The 17572-nt window shown below is 56.1% G+C and carries 16 protein-coding genes; 5 read left to right on the forward strand and 11 right to left on the reverse strand.

From position 1 onward, the window contains the following. Positions 1-99 precede the first annotated feature (99 nt). The 5 genes from ACXJGX_RS15680 to hemB form a co-directional block, all read right to left on the reverse strand. Positions 100-783 carry a glycosyltransferase family 2 protein gene (locus ACXJGX_RS15680; RefSeq protein WP_474783379.1) on the reverse strand — a complete coding sequence of 228 codons (684 nt, stop codon included), beginning with the start codon at positions 781-783 and terminating at the stop codon, positions 100-102. After that, positions 780-1358: a DedA family protein gene (locus tag ACXJGX_RS15685; protein WP_474783381.1), complete on the reverse strand. Its 579-nt coding sequence runs from the start codon at positions 1356-1358 to the stop codon at positions 780-782. Before ACXJGX_RS15685 ends, ACXJGX_RS15680 begins: the two co-directional genes overlap by 4 nt. Next, the gene (locus ACXJGX_RS15690; RefSeq protein WP_474783383.1) at positions 1355-2461 is read right to left on the reverse strand and encodes a ceramide glucosyltransferase; all 1107 of its coding nucleotides are present in this window, start codon (positions 2459-2461) and stop codon (positions 1355-1357) included. The genes ACXJGX_RS15685 and ACXJGX_RS15690 overlap by 4 nt, the downstream gene beginning before the upstream one ends. Positions 2462-2466: 5 nt before the next feature. Further along, positions 2467-3384: a UDP-2,3-diacylglucosamine diphosphatase gene (locus tag ACXJGX_RS15695; protein ID WP_474783385.1), complete on the reverse strand. Its 918-nt coding sequence runs from the start codon at positions 3382-3384 to the stop codon at positions 2467-2469. A 269-nt stretch (positions 3385-3653) separates the two neighbouring features. Further along, entirely contained in the window at positions 3654-4652 is a 999-nt protein-coding gene (gene hemB / locus ACXJGX_RS15700) for a porphobilinogen synthase (protein ID WP_474783387.1), read from the reverse strand. Positions 4653-4774: 122 nt separating this feature from the next. Between hemB and ACXJGX_RS15705 the strand changes: the two genes are divergently transcribed. Continuing rightward, complete coding sequence (locus ACXJGX_RS15705) at positions 4775-5299, forward strand: hypothetical protein (protein ID WP_474783389.1); 525 nt, start codon at positions 4775-4777, stop codon at positions 5297-5299. A 39-nt stretch (positions 5300-5338) separates the two neighbouring features. Then, on the forward strand, positions 5339-8785 hold the full coding sequence (gene mfd, locus ACXJGX_RS15710; protein WP_474783391.1) for a transcription-repair coupling factor: 3447 nt from the start codon (positions 5339-5341) through the stop codon (positions 8783-8785). Between the two features lie 40 nt (positions 8786-8825). Here the strand turns inward: mfd and ACXJGX_RS15715 are convergent, their stop codons facing one another. Both ACXJGX_RS15715 and ACXJGX_RS15720 read right to left on the reverse strand, forming a co-directional pair. Continuing rightward, a complete protein-coding gene (locus ACXJGX_RS15715; protein WP_474783393.1) occupies positions 8826-10022 on the reverse strand; it encodes a multidrug effflux MFS transporter in 1197 nt (398 codons plus the stop codon). 137 nt (positions 10023-10159) lie between these two features. Then, entirely contained in the window at positions 10160-10801 is a 642-nt protein-coding gene (locus ACXJGX_RS15720; protein WP_474783395.1) for a DsbA family oxidoreductase, read from the reverse strand. A gap of 160 nt (positions 10802-10961) precedes the next feature. Between ACXJGX_RS15720 and ACXJGX_RS15725 the strand changes: the two genes are divergently transcribed. After that, positions 10962-11585, forward strand: a complete 624-nt coding sequence (locus tag ACXJGX_RS15725; protein ID WP_474783397.1) for a helix-turn-helix domain-containing protein — start codon at positions 10962-10964, stop codon at positions 11583-11585. A 10-nt stretch (positions 11586-11595) separates the two neighbouring features. Here ACXJGX_RS15725 and ACXJGX_RS15730 read toward each other — a convergent pair whose 3' ends face one another. Both ACXJGX_RS15730 and ACXJGX_RS15735 read right to left on the reverse strand, forming a co-directional pair. Continuing rightward, entirely contained in the window at positions 11596-12246 is a 651-nt protein-coding gene (locus tag ACXJGX_RS15730; protein WP_474783399.1) for an aquaporin, read from the reverse strand. Positions 12247-12326: 80 nt separating this feature from the next. Then, positions 12327-14144 carry an extracellular solute-binding protein gene (locus ACXJGX_RS15735; protein WP_474783459.1) on the reverse strand — a complete coding sequence of 606 codons (1818 nt, stop codon included), beginning with the start codon at positions 14142-14144 and terminating at the stop codon, positions 12327-12329. A 269-nt stretch (positions 14145-14413) separates the two neighbouring features. Here ACXJGX_RS15735 and ACXJGX_RS15740 point away from each other — a divergent pair, with 269 nt between their 5' ends. Continuing rightward, entirely contained in the window at positions 14414-15187 is a 774-nt protein-coding gene (locus ACXJGX_RS15740; RefSeq protein ID WP_474783401.1) for a 3-hydroxybutyrate dehydrogenase, read from the forward strand. Next, positions 15184-16215, forward strand: a complete 1032-nt coding sequence (locus ACXJGX_RS15745; protein WP_474783403.1) for a patatin-like phospholipase family protein — start codon at positions 15184-15186, stop codon at positions 16213-16215. Before ACXJGX_RS15740 ends, ACXJGX_RS15745 begins: the two co-directional genes overlap by 4 nt. On the opposite strand, the gene ACXJGX_RS15750 is transcribed toward ACXJGX_RS15745, so the two are convergent. Together ACXJGX_RS15750 and ACXJGX_RS15755 are read right to left on the reverse strand one after the other, a co-directional pair. Further along, entirely contained in the window at positions 16208-16810 is a 603-nt protein-coding gene (locus ACXJGX_RS15750) for a LysE/ArgO family amino acid transporter (protein WP_474783405.1), read from the reverse strand. The two genes, ACXJGX_RS15745 and ACXJGX_RS15750, sit on opposite strands and share 8 nt — an antisense overlap. After that, positions 16810-17532, reverse strand: a complete 723-nt coding sequence (locus ACXJGX_RS15755; protein ID WP_474783407.1) for a DUF502 domain-containing protein — start codon at positions 17530-17532, stop codon at positions 16810-16812. Before ACXJGX_RS15755 ends, ACXJGX_RS15750 begins: the two co-directional genes overlap by 1 nt. Positions 17533-17572 lie beyond the last annotated feature (40 nt).

The following is a 17572-nucleotide window of genomic DNA, read 5'->3' on the forward strand; positions in this document are numbered from 1 at the left end:
CAGCGCACGCTGGCGGATCAATGTCCCGTTTGATCTGCAAAGTCACCCGAATTGGGGCAGGTCGGGGCGATCACTGTTCGTTGGGCAACGCGGGTGTCATCAGGGGACCCTGCGGTTTCGCAACTTGGATATTTGGGATGTTGCCTCGCGGATCGAAACCGTCCGAAAAATATCCCGCATCATCAGCACATCCGATTTTGTGCCGTGCCAGATCCCCTGTTTTGCGGCCTTTGACGGGCTGGCCACTTTGGGCAGTTTGACGACCGCGATACGGTGCGTCGCACCAAGCAAGAGCCGGTTAAGAAACACTTCAAAGCCGAACTTTGGCAAGGTGTCGAATGCAGACATATGCGGCACCAACATGTCGTAAGGTAGCGCACGTTCCCCCGAGATATAGTCCAATCCGATGGCACGCCACACCCACGGTGAATTGCCGCGCAGTGAGATCGACGCGATTGCTTTGCCGATCATGACCGGCGCGATAAGGGCAGAAACATCGTCTGGTGTCAGCCCCGTCAAATCGGCATCCAGCAGCAAGACGTGACTGGTGGTAATACCGCGAAGTCCGAAGCCCAATGCGCCTGTTTTGCCCAAATTGCCCGCTGTCCGCAAAACGGTGACGTCAAAGTTCTGCGCGACTGCGGCGGTCCCATCCGTCGACCCGTCGTCAATGACAATGATCTGCTGGACATCCGGATGGCCCACCACCGCGCCCAACACATACCCGATCCGGGGTGCTTCGTTATAGGCTGGTATCACGCAGGTGAATGTTGGATGTGTCACGGTGACATGCTCCGTTTGCGCCACGAAAACCAGATCAAACCCGCAAGCCCCGCAACACCGACAAGAACAACGCCGCCTGTTGAAATCCAGTCGGCAATCGTTTCATGTGCGCTGCCAAAGGCATAGCCAATGGCAAGTAAAACCAGCGTTTTAGGGATCGTGCCGATTAGGTTGAATTGCAAAAAACGCCAAAACGACATTCTTGCCGCACCAGCTGCCACAAGAACAGGAAGACCAGCGGCATGTGTCCACTTGGCAGCCAACAGAACACGCCCGCCGCGATTGTGAAAGATATCCAACAGGATCGCCATTTTATCTGGCAAAAGACCCATCCTGATGCGCCAACGCGGCGATATGCGCCCCAAAACCCCGCGCCCCACACCATAAAGCAGGCCGTCCCCCGCTAAATCGGCAAGAACAACAACGACAAATACGCTTGGCAGGCTCAATAACCCTTGGCTTGCCAACCATGCAGCAATGACAGTGACAATCGGCCCTTCCACGATGGCGATGGGTGCAAGGATCAAAAGCCCGAAGGATGTAATCAGCGCGGTGATGTCGAAAGATCCTGTCATTCCGGCACAGCCATCGTGGTGCCGCGCCACGCGATCCCGCGCTTGGCGAATGTACCAACCCAAATTGCGGGCATCATCAGATCCCGTAGCGGAAGAGCCGCAATTGCCATGCCCCCAAACGGCCAGCCTGCAAGGCGCATCAGAACCATTTCAGGCACATACCAAAGTATTAAAAACGCCAGTGTCCAAAAAGGTGCCAACCCGATCAGTCCGGCAGCCATCGCAAAAAGAACCGATGCAAAGACCGCGCCATTGATGAATTCGACCCCAAAAATCAACGGGAAACCATCGCGCCGCACCCGGCTCCAGCGCATCTGCCGGTCCCAGACCTGCGCAATACTGCGCTGTCCGATCGGTTGCGCGAACGGCAGCCGGGTGAGCTGCACGCTTTTGCCCAGCCCACGCACAATTTTTGTTGATGTGACGTCTTCGGCAAGGTGGCGGCCCAACGCCTGCACACCACCGGCATTTTCCAGCATGGCGCGGTTCCAAAAAAGCGTTTTCCCTTGCGCATAACCGTGACCAACACTGTCGGACGCGAACTGTAGGCGCGCCTGATTGCTATTCAGAAACGCGCATTCCAAATGACCGCCAAAGCCTTTGGGCCGGATTCCCGTGGGCGGGCTTGAAACGAGGCCAGTCTGTGGCGTCCATGCGGCCACCAATTGACTAAGATAATCGGGGGGCAACAGCAGGTTGCTGTCAGACAGACAAATCCAGTCGGCATCGGCGGCGTGCCAGCCTTTCCAGATATTATTAAGCTTCGGGTTGCCGGTGATGTGATCAAGGCCGATCAGCAGCTTTGCGCGCACACCGGGATTTTGTGCAATCAGGCCACGCACAACCGGCACCGCGGCATCACCTTCTGTGGGCGCGCAAAAGATAATCTCGTAATCTGGATAATTTTGCGCGAACGAACTGGCCAAGGTTTCGGCGTCGAATTGGTCAAGGCCGCAAACGGGGCGCACAAGACTGATCCGCGGCTGGCCTATGGTGGTTGGCTGTGCGGGGCGTTTGTAAAGCCGCGATAGGAAAAGGCCGGTCGTCACATACTGCGCCGCCAGCAAAACAATCGACACCAAGAACAAGAGAATGACGATCATCGTGTTTATCCTTCCATTACGTAATCTGCGACATCTTCGCCGACTGCTGAAGTTGCGTAAAACGCGCGTCCCCCAACCAGACCTAATTGACCTGAATAACTTTCTGATAGCGCCGTAAAACTATCAACCCAATCGCCACAATTGGCGTAGGTTAACCCGTGCCGGTTATGCAGCGCCGCGCGGTGGTAATGGCCGCAAATCACGCCATCGTATCCAGCGTGCTTTGCCTGATTGACCAGTTTCACCTCGTGCAGCCGGTGCGCGTGCAGCGCCCAATTCGACACCGCCATCAGCGTTTCGATTGGGGTGCGTTTGCCATTGTCCGACTGTCGCAGGCGTTTATTCAGCAACCGCAGATACCGGTCTGTCCAACTGCCCATGCGTGTCAACATCTGTGACCGCCCGATGCGACTGTCGGCTTCGTCGCCGTGAACGACCAGATATAGCGAACCATCAGCGGCTTTGTGATGGAATTGTTTGACTGCGGGAAACGGAAACAGGCCAGTTGCCGCAATCACCTGCGCGTCGGGGTCATGATTGCCCGTAACATACACCACCTTTGCGCCTTCGTGAAAACGGGTGCGCAAATGGTCGATAACTGCGTGTTCATCTGCACCCCATTGGACCGGTCCCGGTTGCCAAAGGTCCAAGATATCACCAACCAACACATAAGTATCCGCGCGCGTCGACTGGAGCAATTCAAGCACCAAATCTGCCCGCGCACCGATGGCGCCAAGATGCAGGTCAGACAGAAACAACGTTCGGCACGACGTCACGCGGTTGCGTTGCTGATTGGAAAACGGGTCCCAGCGGTCCCTTGATCGTTGTGACGGGTATGCGCGAAGCCGCAATTTTTCGTGTGCAAACATCTTTGGAACAGAGACTGCTTTGGGTCCGAAGCGGCTGAGTATATACATTGTCATTACCTCACTTGATCCATATTGCTTTGCCCATACGGATACCGAGGTATGGGCGAAGTGATGCAATCTCATGACAGCGACCGTATAAATTTATAAATATCGGCAATTGATACAGATCAGTCCCAGCGTGACAGCACAGCGCCGGTCAGGTGACCTGACCGATCAGGCGGCACTGATCCACTGCGCCGCAGTGGTCACGTTAATCGTCGCGCACACAATTTCATGCGCGCCAACGGGATCGTTGGCACGGATCGCAGGGCGCATAACGGTTTCTACTGTGCCAATATCCGTGCAGCGGCTGGTGCAAAATAGGTCAAGATGCCGTCGCAGCCCGCGCGTTTAAACGCAAGGAGGCTTTCCATCATGACCTTGTCACCGTCGAGCCACCCGTTTTGGGCGGCTGCCTGCAACATCGCGTATTCCCCAGAGACCTGATAGGCAAATGTCGGCGCGCCAAAGGTGTCTTTGACTCGTCGACAGATGTCCAGATAGGGCATGCCGGGTTTGACCATGACCATATCGGCACCCTCTGCCAGGTCGCGTTGAACAAGGCGCAGCGCTTCGTCGCTGTTGCCCGGGTCCATTTGATAGGTTTTTTTGTCACCTGTGAGCGCGGCAGAAGCCCCAACCGCGTCGCGGAACGGCCCGTAAAACGCCGACGCATATTTGGCCGCGTAACTCAGGATGCTGACGTTGACGTATTTTTCTGCCTCGAGCGCGGTGCGGATTGCCCCGATCCGCCCGTCCATCATATCAGAGGGGCCCAAGATATCAGCGCCGGCCGCGGCCTGCGCGAGCGCCATCTTCACCAGCGCCGCGACGGTGCGGTCGTTCACAATTTCGCCGTTTTCAACAAACCCATCGTGACCATTGATGTTATAGGGATCAAGCGCGATGTCGGTCATGACGGCAATATCGGGGGCGGCGTCTTTGATGGCGCGGATGGCTTGGTTCGTCAGGTTGTCGGGGTCCCATGCCATGGCGCAATCTTCGGTCCGCTCTGCCATGCCAGTGTAAGGGAAGATACAAATCGCAGGGATACCAAGGCTTTGCGCTTCGATTGCGGCTTTGGCGATCCGGTCCACGGTTTTGCGGGTGACGCCCGGCATTGATGCTATCGGTGTTTCATCATCCGTGCCAGCCATGACAAAAACCGGCCAGATCAGGTCATCCACCGTCAAAGTGTTCTGACGGGTCAGCGCACGCAAACTGGGCGTTTGACGTGTCCGGCGCAGGCGTGTGGCCGGAAAGGGGGCAACGGTCGGTGTCATGGTAGCGCCTTTCAAAATACCCATTCTTCAAACCATGGATTTTAGGGCATCACAAGGCTGGGCATTGCACATTCAGGTCGCTAAGGTCTGGAAGAATAATTCTTATCCACGGAATGTTACCGTTGAGCCTGCACCAAACTCTGTTTCAAATCATCAGTCTGAACACATTTTCGAACATCTGGTACTGGTTCGTCGTGGGCATCACCTGGGCGATCGCAAGCTATTGGATTGTGGGGGTGCCGTTTGACATGGTTTTGCGCGCCCGACGACAAGAAATAGCCGCCGAGCAAGATTTAGACCAGTGGGTGCGGATCAGCGCCCGGCGCATCCAACATCTGACCACTGTGGGTGGGGTGGCTTTGATGGGACTGGTTTCATTCGCCCTGAGCGCGAATGCGATGATCGCGTTTTATTACGGGTCGGAAATCGCCAAAGGGGTGTTTTTTCTGGCGTTCCCAATGACCATCGTTGGTATTTTCAACATCCGTTTGGCGCAGCGGTTCGTGGCCGATCAGCCGCAGGGCGTGGCGTTGGCGCACACCTTGCTACGTTGGCGGTTTTTCGTGCAAATTCTCGGGATGGTGTCCGTTTTTATTTCCGCCATGTACGGTATGTATTTCAATCTCTCGCTGCCTGTCGGTTACTGAGCAGTTGACACCCTCGCGGTGCGGAGTAGTTCAATCGCCATGTCACATCAAAACCATATCACCGTTTGCGGCGCCCCCGAGGGGTTTGATGCCCAACTTGTTCTGAATGAACTGTCCAAGGGACAGCCGGTTATGCACGTCGCGCGCGACGACAAACGACTGGCTGAAATGCAGTCCGCGCTTGCATTTTTTGCGCCCGGGACGCCTGTGTTCGTGTTTCCGGCTTGGGACTGTTTGCCCTATGACCGGGTGTCGCCCAATGCAGACGTATCGGCGGCGCGGATGGCAACGCTTGCCGCGCTGGTGCATGGGATGCCGGAAAAGTTCGTGCTGCTGACATCTTTGGCTGCCGTGACCCAGCGCGTGCCTGCGCGGTCATTGCTGCGCGAGGCCGCGTTCAAGGCCCGGGTTGGTAGCCGCATCGACGAAGAAGCGTTGCGTAACTTCTTAGTTCGTATGGGTTTTACGCAAAGCCCTACAGTGATGGAACCCGGCGATTATGCCGTGCGTGGTGGCATTATTGACATCTTTCCGCCCGGGGAAAGCGGCCCGATCCGGTTGGATTTGTTTGGTGACGTGCTGGACGGTGCGCGCCGGTTTGATCCGGCCACGCAACGTACCACCGAAAAGCTGACCGACATTGAACTGGCGCCCGTGTCAGAGGTGATCTTGGACGAGGCGGCCATTACCCGGTTTCGGCAAAACTACCGCATTGCTTTTGGCGCGGCGGGGACGGATGATCCGCTATACGAGGCCGTCAGCGCGGGCCGCAAACATGCCGGAATCGAACACTGGCTTGGTTTTTTCCAAGACGATCTGGAAACACTGTTTGATTATCTGCCACGGGCAACTGTGACGCTGGACGATCAGATTGGCCCGTCACGTGTCGCCCGCTGGGACAGTATCGCGGACCAGTACGGGACCCGGATGCACGCGCTGACGCAAAAAAACCGGATGGACAGCGTCTATAAGCCTGCAAAACCCGAGCTGTTGTATCTGAATGATGCAGCATGGGACGCGGCTGTTGCCGACCGGCGTGTGCTGCAATTTTCGCCGCTGAAACAGGCCACAGGGTTGGGGGTCGTGGATGCAGGCGGGCGGATTGGTCGCAACTTTGCGCCCGAACGCCAGCAGGAAAATATTAACCTTTTCAGTTCTTTAGTTGACCACATTCAGGCCCGGTCTTCGCATGGTCCGGTGGTGATCGCATCCTATTCTGATGGTGCGCGCGAACGGCTTGAAGGGTTGATCGCGGACGAAGGCATTCACGAAACCATCCTGATCAAGGATTTCAGCAGGGTCGGAAAATCCGGCGTGCATTTGGTGGTTTGGCCACTGGATCACGGGTTCGAAGCGCCGGGCATGACGGTGATTTCCGAACAGGATGTGCTGGGCGACCGGTTGATCCGCCAGACCAAACGCAAACGCCGCGCCGAGAATTTTCTAAGTGAAGCCAACAGCCTGACCCCCGGCGATCTGGTGGTCCATGTTGACCATGGTGTCGGACGGTTCATCGGCATGGAGGTTGTCACCGCGCTGGGGGCAGCGCACGAATGCATTCTGCTCGAATATGCAGAGCAATCAAAGCTTTACCTGCCGGTCGAGAATATCGAACTTCTGTCCAAATATGGCCATGACACGGGACTGTTGGACAAATTGGGCGGTGGCGCTTGGCAGGCCAAAAAAGCCAAACTCAAAGAACGTATTCGCCAGATTGCAGAGCGGCTGATCCGCGTTGCGGCAGAACGCGAATTGCGCACAGCACCAGCGATGGACCCGCCAGATGTTATTTGGGATCAATTCCTTGCGCGGTTTCCTTATGTTGAAACCGATGACCAGTTGGCGGCAATTGCGGATGTGTTGGAAGACCTGGCCGCAGGCAAACCGATGGATCGCCTGATTTGTGGCGACGTCGGTTTTGGCAAGACCGAGGTGGCAATCAGGGCGGCGTTTGTTGCGGCGATGTCGGGCGTGCAGGTGGCGATTATTGCCCCCACAACGTTGCTCGCGCGCCAGCATTATCAAAGCTTCGCCGAACGCTTCCGCGGGTTTCCCGTCAATGTGCGCCCGCTGTCGCGGTTTGTGTCAGCGCGTGATGCCGCGCTGACCCGCGACGGGATTACTAAGGGCACAGTGGATATCGTCATAGGCACCCACGCGCTGCTGGCAAAGGGTGTGCGTTTCAAAAACCTTGGCTTGTTAGTGATTGATGAAGAACAGAAATTCGGGGTTCAGCATAAGGAACGATTAAAGCAACTGCGCACCGATGTGCATGTGCTGACGCTGACAGCGACACCGATTCCGCGAACGCTGCAACTGTCGTTGTCTGGCGTGCGCGATCTGTCCATCATTGGCACGCCACCGATCGACCGTCTGGCGATCCGCACCTATGTCAGCGAATTTGATACGGTCACCGTCCGCGAGGCGCTGCTGCGGGAACACTATCGCGGCGGGCAGTCGTTTATTGTTGTGCCACGCATTTCGGATATGCCCGAAATGGAAGAATTCTTGAAGGTAGAGATGCCAGAGGTGACGTATATCTCGGCCACCGGACAGATGGCGGCGGGGGAATTGGACGACCGGATGAATGCGTTTTATGACGGCAAATATGATGTGTTGCTGGCGACAACAATTGTTGAATCCGGTCTTGATATTCCGACCGCCAACACGATGATTGTCTGGCGCGCCGATATGTTTGGCCTGTCGCAGCTCTACCAAATTCGTGGGCGCGTGGGCCGGTCCAAGACCCGCGCTTATGCTTACCTGACCACCAAACCACGGCAAAAGCTGACAGACGCCGCGCAAAAGCGTTTGCGCGTGCTGGGGTCGATTGACAGCCTTGGGGCGGGGTTCACGTTGGCCAGTCAGGATTTGGATATTCGTGGCGCGGGCAATTTGCTAGGCGAGGAACAGTCGGGGCAAATGCGCGAAGTAGGATACGAGCTGTATCAGCAGATGTTGGAAGATCAGATCGCGGCGATCCGGTCCGGCGCGGCTGAAGGTATCATTGACGATGGGCAATGGGCGCCGCAGATCAATCTGGGCGTGCCAGTGATGATCCCGGAATCCTATGTGCCGGATCTGGACGTGCGGCTGGGGCTTTATCGTCGCCTGTCAGAGCTGTCGACCAAGGTCGAATTAGAGGGGTTTGCGGCCGAGCTGATCGACCGGTTTGGCACACTGCCGCGTGAGGTGAACACGCTGATGTTGGTGGTGCGGATCAAGGCGATGTGCAAACGTGCGGGGATTGCCAAACTGGATGCGGGCCCGAAAGGTGCGACAATTCAGTTCCACAACGACAAGTTTGCGTCGCCACAGGGCTTGGTTGAATTTGTGCATGCCCAGAAGGGCCAAGCGCGGATCAAGGACAATAAAATCATCGTGCTGAACGACTGGTCCAAGGAGCGCGACAAGATTCAGGGCGCATTTAACCTTGCCCGCGAGTTGGCGCAAAAGCTGGCAGACGAAAAGAAAAAGGCCGGGTAAACCCGGCCTTTGATTCGAGTATTTCAGACAAAGCGAGGGGTTATGCCTCGCCTGGGCGTTTGATCAATGTGGTCAGCCAGAGTGCGAGGCTTGCGCAGACCAGCGCGCCAAGCGCCATCGGCATCGGGGTGCCATCGAACATCAAGGCGATAGGGGCCGCAATCAGCACGGCGCCGACAGTGGCCACAGCCGCAATCACCGAGGCCGCGAGGCCCGCGATATGACCCATTTCTTCCATCGCAAGGGCGTTCAAGTTCCCGATCGTCAGACCCGCCTGAAAAAAGTTGCCGGTCACCCACAACACGTAAACACCAAAACTGAGCCAGTAGGGGCCGTCGATCATTGTGATCGCGATCATCAGGAGCGTAAGCCCGATTTGGGCGGTGTACATGGCCTTGATGATCGCCCGCATCCCCAGCCGCACCACCAGTCGCGCATTGAGAACACTGGCTGTTGACGCAAAGATGGCAATGCCGCCAAACCACAGATGAAACACATCGCCTTGGCCAAAGGTTTGGTCAAAGACCTGCTGCGTTGACGAAATTACGGTGAATAGCATCGCAAATGTCAGGGTCTGCACCAAGATCGACAGGCGCGCCGTGCGGTGCGCAAACATTTCGCGTACCGCCGCGATCAGCGCGGTGATGCTCAGCGGGCGCCGTTTTTCGGCGGGGAGTGTTTCGGGTTGGCGCATCACCAACCAGATGACCGTGATGGTCGAAAACAACACGAATGCAGCAAAAATAGCCCGCCATCCAAAAGCGACGATGATGTAATGACCGATCGTGGGTGCCAGCGCAGGGACCACTGAAAACACCACCATCACAAATGACATGATCCGCGCCATATCGCGACCACTGTATAGGTCACGCACCAGCGCCATCGCGACGACGCGAGGGCCTGCTGCGCCGAGGCCTTGGATCACGCGGGCGATCAACATCACCTCTAGACTTTGGGCGAACCAGGCGATCGCACAGGCGACCACGTAAATGATTGCGCCGCCAACCATCACGGGCTTGCGCCCGAAGGCGTCTGACAAAGGTCCGGTGAACAACGTCCCGACCCCCATTCCCAGCACAAAGCTGGTGATGATCAGTTGCGCGCGGTTAAGGTCAAGCGGGGTAAGGTCGCGGCCAATTTGGGGCAGCGCGGGCAGCATTGCGTCGATGGAAAAAGCAACGGTCGCGGCCAACATTGCCATCAAGGCAATGAATTCAGTCTGAGGAAGGCGTTTCATAAGGGGGTTCCAGCAAAAAAGACAAACGATCTGCTGTTTCAGACAGCAGACACAGGATTCGAGGTGCAGGAACCCCTAGGGCGCGAGCGCCACCTGATGCCTGTCGTTATTATGCCATGCTGGCTGCGGTTGGCGCATCACAGATCGCCGGTTTCCCGCATCACGTCGCGGATCACATTGGCCCAAACCTCGGGCGGCTGTGCGCCGGGGACCGCGTGTTTATGGGCAACAATAAAAGTTGGCACCGCATTCACGCCCATTTTGCGGCTATGGGCGTCGCGGGCCCGAATATCGTCGGCGTCCGCCGCTGACGCGAGCAGTTTTGTCACCATGGCCGCATCCATTTCCGCGGTATCGGCAATGTCGGCCAAGACCTCGTGACTGCCGATATCGCGCCCTTCGACAAAATACGCCTTGAACAGCAAATCCACGACATATGATTGGCGCTGCTCAATACCTGCCCAATGAATAAGGCGGTGTGCGTCGATCGTGTTGGGCGTGACCTGCATGGCGTCAAAGTTGATGACAGCCCCTGCTTTTTGTGCGGCGTCAGCGACCGGTGCATAGGCTTTGATCGCGGCGTCTTTGCCGCCGAATTTGGTTTCCAGATAGGTGCGCCGGTCCATGCCGCCAGCGGGCATATCAGGGTTCAGCTGAAACGGGTGCCATTCAATAACGAATGGGTGATCGGGAACATCACGCAGCGCCGCGTCCAGATTGGTTTTGCCGATATAACACCATGGGCAGATCGGGTCGGAAATGATGTCGAGTTTGACCATAGTGGGGCTCCTGATGTGTGGTTTTGGCGCGGCGACGCCCAAGACTAACCCGAAAGGTCATAGCATGTTCCTGTCCGAGGACCAGAGCAGAAGTCGTGCGGAAATGCACAGCGAAATCTGTGCTGTTGCAACGGATCATAACGCCCATTATGACCTGGATATGTCTGAACCTGACCCTAAAAACCTGATCCGCGTGGCCCATGAAAACGGGGATAACACGATTGCGCAACCGCTGGATTTGGGCGCGCGGGTGCGCGAATTGCGCAAGGCCCGCGATTGGACGCTTGAACAGGCGGCCCAGCAGGCGGGCCTCGCGCGATCGACCCTGTCCAAAATCGAGAACGGGCAGATGTCGCCAACCTATGACGCGCTTAAGAAATTGGCGGTGGGATTAGAGATTTCAGTCCCGCAACTGTTTACGCCGCCATCCAAGGGGCAGGTGAACGGTCGGATGGCGGTGACGCGCAATGGTGATGAGGGCACGAAAATCACCACCACCTATGAGCACGCGATGCTGGCAGAGGCGTTAACGACCAAAAAGATGCTGCCATACCGCGCCCGCATTCGTGCCCGCAAAATGGAAGATTTTGACGGCTGGGTCCGACACGACGGCGAAGAATTTTTGTATGTGCTGACGGGACATATCCGGCTTTACACAGAATTTTACGAGCCGATCGAACTGAAACGTGGTGACAGTGCCTATTACGATGCGGCGATGGGCCATAATGTTGTGTCACTTAGCCCTGAGGATGCGACAATCTTGTGGGTGACATCGCTGACCTGACGCGTTGGGTCTAGGTCTGGCGCTGAAACAGCCACGGCAGGATTAGCGCGCCGATGCCAACCCCGATCAGCTGCATCACGATGAACATCGGGATATGCGCGGGGTTGATCCCTGCAAATGTATCGCTGAAACCGCGCGCGATCGTGACGGCCGGGTTAGCGAAACTGGTTGATGATGTAAACCAATAGGCCCCTGTGATATAAAGCGCGACCAACGTTGGCACGGCATCCGGTTTTGATTTGATCCCGCCAAAGATGACAAAGAGCAAGCCGAAGGTTGCCAGAATTTCAGAAAACCATTGTGCGGCTCCGGTCCGGTCTGTGGTCGCGACCTGCATGATGGGCAGGTCAAACATCATATGCGCCGCCCAGACGCCCAGCAAACCGCCGAAAATCTGCGCCATAACGTAGGCGCCCGCATCCGTCAGGGTGATTTCGCGGCGCAGCACAAAGGCCAGCGTGACGGCGGGGTTAAAGTGCGCCCCTGAAATCGGCCCAAGCGTGGTGATAATCGCGTAAAGGATGCACCCCGTTGCAATCGCGTTGGCCAAAAGCGCAATCGCGACATTTCCCCCCGATAGGGTATCGCCCATAATACCAGATCCGATCACACCGACCAATAGAAACGCGGTGCCAAGGGTTTCGGCAAAATATTTATGCATGACGGGCCTTTAAGACTGACGTGGGTTCGGCCCCGCCTAAGGATCGATTGTAACAAATCCATGACGGCGGGGCCGGGGGGTTAGTCTTCGGAATACCACCAAACGTCAGGTTGCCAACCCGGCCAGTCGCCAAAGATCGGCATGGTGTCAGGAAAGTGCAGATTTTTCGAATGCGCGATCCGGCTGATGTTCCATTGGTAAATCGGGATCACATAGCGCCCGGCAGTCAGCGTCCGATCAAGCGCTTTGACGGCTGCGACAAAGTCGTCCTGGCTTTCTGACGTAAGCAAGCGACCGATCATCGCGTCGACTGCGGGCGATTGCACGCCCATCAAATTCCGCCCGCCGGGTTCGTTGGCATATTCGGACCCGTAATAGGTGTATTGTTCATTGCCGGGCGACAGCGACGATGACCGCTGGAAATAGGTCATGTCAAAGTCGTAGGCGTCGGTGCGTTCTTTGTATTGTGCGCTGTCGGTCATGGTCACTGTCGCGTTTACCCCAATCCGTTTCAGCGATTCCATATACATGTCGATGATCGATTGATTTTCGGCGCCGCCCTGTTGCAGCAATATTTCAAAGGTGAAAACTGTGCCGTCGGTGTCTTTTAGAACCCCGTCTTGGACTGTCCAACCCGCAGCGGCCAGTTGTTCAAGCGCGGCCGCGGTGCCGGCACGGTTACGTTCGCTACCGTCCGCAACAGGCAGGCTGTAGCCATCCAGCGTACCGGGGATTAGATCAGCAGCAAAGGGTTCCAGAAATTCGCGCACCCGGCCAGTGGCCGCATCGTGCGACATCGCCAGCGGCGAGTTCGACCAATACGATGTAATGCGCGGCTGTGCCGAACCGGTCATTGTTTCATTGATAAATTCAAAGTTGAAAATTTGAATCATCGCGTCGCGCACCCGCCAATCGGCAAACTGCGGTTTACGGGTATTCATGACAAACCCCGTCATCCCTGATGGGCGTTCATGCGGCAGTACAGACAAGACGACATCGCCGTTCTGGACGGCAGGAAAGTTATACTGACTTTCCCAACGGGCGACGTTGGTTTCACGGTTCGAATTTACTTCGCCGACTTTGAACGCTTCGAATGCGGCGGTCTCATCGCCAAAGAATTCAAGCCGGACTTCGTCGATGTTGTTGGTACCCACGCGGAATGGTACATCGTTCCCCCAATAATCCGGGTTCCGCCGCAATGACACAAAGCGGCCCGCCTCAAAACTGTCGATCACATAAGGGGCCGACGTGATCGGCACGATCTCGGTGGTGCTTTCTGCGAAATCGACGCCGTCCCACTGGGCCTTTTTCAAAATCGGGCGCATTCCGGCCAGCAAAACCAATTCGCGGTCGTCCGTATTAAACGTCAGCCGCATAGACCGTTCCCCGGTTTGTTCCATGCTGGCAACTTTGGTCCAGAAGCCCAGATAGCGGGGGTGGCCGATGGTGCCCAAGGTTTCATAGGACCACATTGCATCTTCGATCGTCACCGGGCTGCCGTCCGAGAATGTCGCGCCTTCACGCAGGGTAAATTCAACCCATTCACGATTCGGCCCGGTTTCGACCGATTCGGCTAAAACACCGTAAAGTGTGAAAGGTTCATCGAGGCTGCGGCCCATAAAGCTTTCGCCGACGAAGTAGCGCAATTGCCACGGAACGGACCCTTTGCGGATGAACGGGTTCAAGCTGTCAAAGCTGCCGATCTCTGCGGTGGTGATGTGCCCGCCCGATGGCGCTGTCGGGTTCACGTAAGGCATAGACGCAAAATCCGGTGGTAGTGCCGGATCACCATACATAGCTATGCCATGTTGCGGCTCGGCGATGGCGAACGTGCCTGCCGAAACAAATGCCGCGACGGCGGTAAGCCCGCGCCAGCGGCGATGAAAATGCGATGTCATATGATGTGCCCCGTTATGATTATTTTGTGTGTCGTCTTTCATCGTAAAGCGGCTTTTCAGTCTTTTCAAACTTTTAGCTTGGAGCCGCGCAGATGATTGCTTATAAAGGTGTTACTGCTCGATAGGTTTCTTGCCTGTATGAAACCTGCCTCAATAACTTTACGCCCGCCTTGTGCGGGCGTTTTTTTATTGGCGATGAACACTGATAGTGGCCTTTGCAGTTGCAGCATGTACAGTGAGTCGCAAAGCAACTGTTGGGAGCGAAGTTCATGTCACTTTCGGGAAAAACTGCCGTTATCACCGGGTCAAATTCAGGGATCGGGCTGGGTGTGGCCCGCGAATTGGCCAAAGCCGGGGCCAATGTGGTGATCAATTCATTCACCGATACGTCCGAAGACCACGCATTGGCCGCTGAAATAGCAGACGTCTGCGGTGTTGACGCGAAATATGTGCAGGCGGATATGTCCAATGGCGATGATTGCCGTCGGTTAATTGTTGCTGCCGGGGGTTGCGATATTTTGATCAACAATGCGGGCATTCAACACGTTTCGCCGATCGAGTCGTTTTCCCCCGCCAAGTGGGATGCGATTATCGCGATCAACCTCAGTTCGGCGTTTCACACCACCGCAGCCGCCGTCACGGGTATGCGCGAACGCGGTTGGGGACGGATCATCAATATCGCCTCAGCGCATGGTTTGACCGCATCCCCGTATAAATCGGCCTATGTCGCGGCGAAACACGGGATTGTCGGGTTAACCAAAACTGTCGGGCTTGAAACCGCGCAAGACCCGATCACCTGCAACGCCATTTGCCCCGGTTATGTCCTGACCCCCTTGGTCGAGGCCCAAATCCCCGACACGATGAAAGAATATGGGATGTCGCGCGAGGATGTGATCAAAAAGGTTCTCTTGGAACGGCAGCCATCGAAAGAATTTGCAACGGTGGAACAACTCGGGGGTACTGCGGTTTTCTTGTGTTCTGACGCGGCGACGCAGATCACCGGCACAACAATCAGCGTTGATGGCGGCTGGACCGCGCTGTGAAACGCATAAACCTTGCCCTGCAGGGGGGCGGGGCGCATGGTGCGTTCACGTGGGGTGTGCTGAACCGCTTGCTGCAGGAAGATGATATCGAGATCGCGGCCATTTCAGGGACCTCTGCGGGGGCGCTGAATGCCGCCGCTCTCAAGTCGGGCTTGGTCGAAGGCGGCCGCCAAGGAGCGATTGATAATCTGGCATGGCTGTGGGGGCAGGTGGGGGCAATCACCGACCCGCGTCTGACCGCGTGGGTGTCGTCACTGGGGTCGACTGCGCATCTATGGGCAAAGGCGATCGAATATTCGCCGGCCTATGCCGCCTTTGATTTCACCACGCGTATGATGTCGCCCTATGCTTATGGACCTGCTGCGCGTAACCCGTTGGAAAAAATCGTTAACCGGTTTCATTATGACACGATTTGTACCCAAGCCGGGCCAGAATTGCATATTTGCGCAACCAACGTCCGGTCCGGGAAAATTCGTGTATTCACGGGTGATGAAATATCGACAGATGTCATTATGGCATCGGCCTGCTTGCCAAGCCTGTTTCAAGCTGTTGAATTTACCGACCCGCAAACGGGCAAAACCGAAGCATTTTGGGACGGTGGATACACCGGAAATCCCGCTCTTTTTCCATTGTTTGACAAACACTTACCGGACGATATTCTGATCGTAAATATCAATCCGCTTTACCGTAATGACCTGCCTATGGATGTCCAGTCGATCCAAAACAGGGTAAACGAAATCAGCTTTAACAGCAGCCTGTTGCGGGAATTGCGCGCAATCGATTTTGTGGCACGGTTGATTTCAGACGGTGTGATGCCGCAGGGTGCCATGAAAAAGGTACTGGTGCATATGATTGCGGATGATCAGTTGATGAACACGCTCAGCGTTGCAACAAAGACGATCCCGACCCCTGTGGTTTTGGGGCGTCTGCGCGAGGCAGGAGAGGCGGGTGCCGACGCCTTTTTACAAAAGCACAAAGCAGATCTGAATGAACGCGCAACAGTGAACCTGACGGATATGTTCAGCTAAGCAGCTTAACCGCCAAGGCCCACATCACCAGACCAATCAGCACGTCCAGCACGCGCCAAGCTTTGGCAGATTGCGTGATCGGTGCCAGCAGCCGCGCACCGTAGCCAAGGCTAAAGAAAAATACGAATGACGCGATGATGGCACCGACGCCAAAGGCGATCTTTTGCGCGGCGTCCACATATTGAACAGAAATGGCACCAATCAGCCCCAAGGTATCAAGGTAGACGTGGGGATTCAGCCATGTCAGCGCGGCTGCGGTGGCCAGCGTCGCCCAAAGTCCTGATGATTTTCCAGCGATTTGCAGTGCGTATTCGCCCAGATATGCAGCCCAAAGCCGCATCGCGCCATAGACAATCAAGAACGCCGCGCCACCCCACGTCATTATTCGGGGCAACAGCGGATAGAGGTCAACGACCGCCCCAAATCCGAAAACACCCGCTGCGATCAGCAATGCATCAGAGCCCGCACACAGCAGACACAGCCAAAACACGTGATTGCGCGCCAAACCCTGCCGCAACACAAACGCATTTTGCGCACCGATTGCCAAAATCAGGCTAAATCCGGTGGCAAAGCCCGTCAGGCTTGCGCCGAACATCAGGGTTGGTCCGCGATCGATTCTGTCGCCGCTTTCGGATAGACAAGCCCTGCGGAAATCACCAGCTTGGCCGCGTCTTCGACTGTCATGTCCAATATCCTGACTTCGCTAAGCGGTAGAAACAGCAAAAAGCCCGATGTCGGGTTTGGCGTTGTGGGCAGAAAGACGGTGACGATCTGTTCGCCGTTGCTGAGCTTTTCGGCGATCTCGCCTTTGGCATTGGTCGACACAAACGCAATGGCCCATATTCCGGGGCGCGGGTATTCAACCAAACATGCCTTGTCGAACGAGGTATCGCGTTGGGAAAACACTGTTTCCGCAAGCTGTTTGGCTGCGTTATAGACGGATCGGATAACCGGCATCCGGTCAACATACCGTTCGCCAAACCGAATAAACGACCGCCCCATCAGCCCCTTGCCAATCCAGCCCACCAGAACGGTAAAGATCAGAAAGATAAACACGCCAATGCCGCGGACATTGACGGTGATTTCATTGGGTGGTGTGCGGCCGAGCAAGCGGTTTACCAACTGTTCTGGTTGGTAGGCGTCCGGCACAAACGGCCACACCCAGCTGTCGATCCAACCGACGACCGTCCAGATCAGCCACAGCGTCAAGCCGATCGGCGCGACAATAATCAGCCCTGCCAGAAAATTCCGGCGGAGACCCGACAGAATTCCGGATTTATGCCGGCGTTTACTGTCGTCAGGTGCGGGTGCGGTCATCAATTATTCTTTCAAAAAACACTCGCCTACATTTAGGCGC

This window comes from Yoonia sp. SWMV100 (assembly GCF_056108365.1).

Bases quoted from the DNA above. Each gene is read 5' to 3' on its own strand.
- hemB (WP_474783387.1), bottom strand. From the start codon at position 4,652: ATGACACCGACCGTTGCCCCCTTTCCGGCCACACGCCTGCGCCGGACA.
- ACXJGX_RS15735 (WP_474783459.1), bottom strand. From the start codon at position 14,144: ATGACATCGCATTTTCATCGCCGCTGGCGCGGGCTTACCGCCGTCGCG.
- ACXJGX_RS15720 (WP_474783395.1), bottom strand. From the start codon at position 10,801: ATGGTCAAACTCGACATCATTTCCGACCCGATCTGCCCATGGTGTTAT.
- mfd (WP_474783391.1), top strand. From the start codon at position 5,339: ATGTCACATCAAAACCATATCACCGTTTGCGGCGCCCCCGAGGGGTTT.
- ACXJGX_RS15690 (WP_474783383.1), bottom strand. From the start codon at position 2,461: ATGATCGTCATTCTCTTGTTCTTGGTGTCGATTGTTTTGCTGGCGGCG.
- ACXJGX_RS15725 (WP_474783397.1), top strand. From the start codon at position 10,962: ATGTCTGAACCTGACCCTAAAAACCTGATCCGCGTGGCCCATGAAAAC.
- ACXJGX_RS15685 (WP_474783381.1), bottom strand. From the start codon at position 1,358: ATGACAGGATCTTTCGACATCACCGCGCTGATTACATCCTTCGGGCTT.
- ACXJGX_RS15750 (WP_474783405.1), bottom strand. From the start codon at position 16,810: ATGTTCGGCGCAAGCCTGACGGGCTTTGCCACCGGATTTAGCCTGATT.
- ACXJGX_RS15740 (WP_474783401.1), top strand. From the start codon at position 14,414: ATGTCACTTTCGGGAAAAACTGCCGTTATCACCGGGTCAAATTCAGGG.
- ACXJGX_RS15755 (WP_474783407.1), bottom strand. From the start codon at position 17,532: ATGACCGCACCCGCACCTGACGACAGTAAACGCCGGCATAAATCCGGA.
- ACXJGX_RS15730 (WP_474783399.1), bottom strand. From the start codon at position 12,246: ATGCATAAATATTTTGCCGAAACCCTTGGCACCGCGTTTCTATTGGTC.
- ACXJGX_RS15715 (WP_474783393.1), bottom strand. From the start codon at position 10,022: ATGAAACGCCTTCCTCAGACTGAATTCATTGCCTTGATGGCAATGTTG.
- ACXJGX_RS15695 (WP_474783385.1), bottom strand. From the start codon at position 3,384: ATGACAATGTATATACTCAGCCGCTTCGGACCCAAAGCAGTCTCTGTT.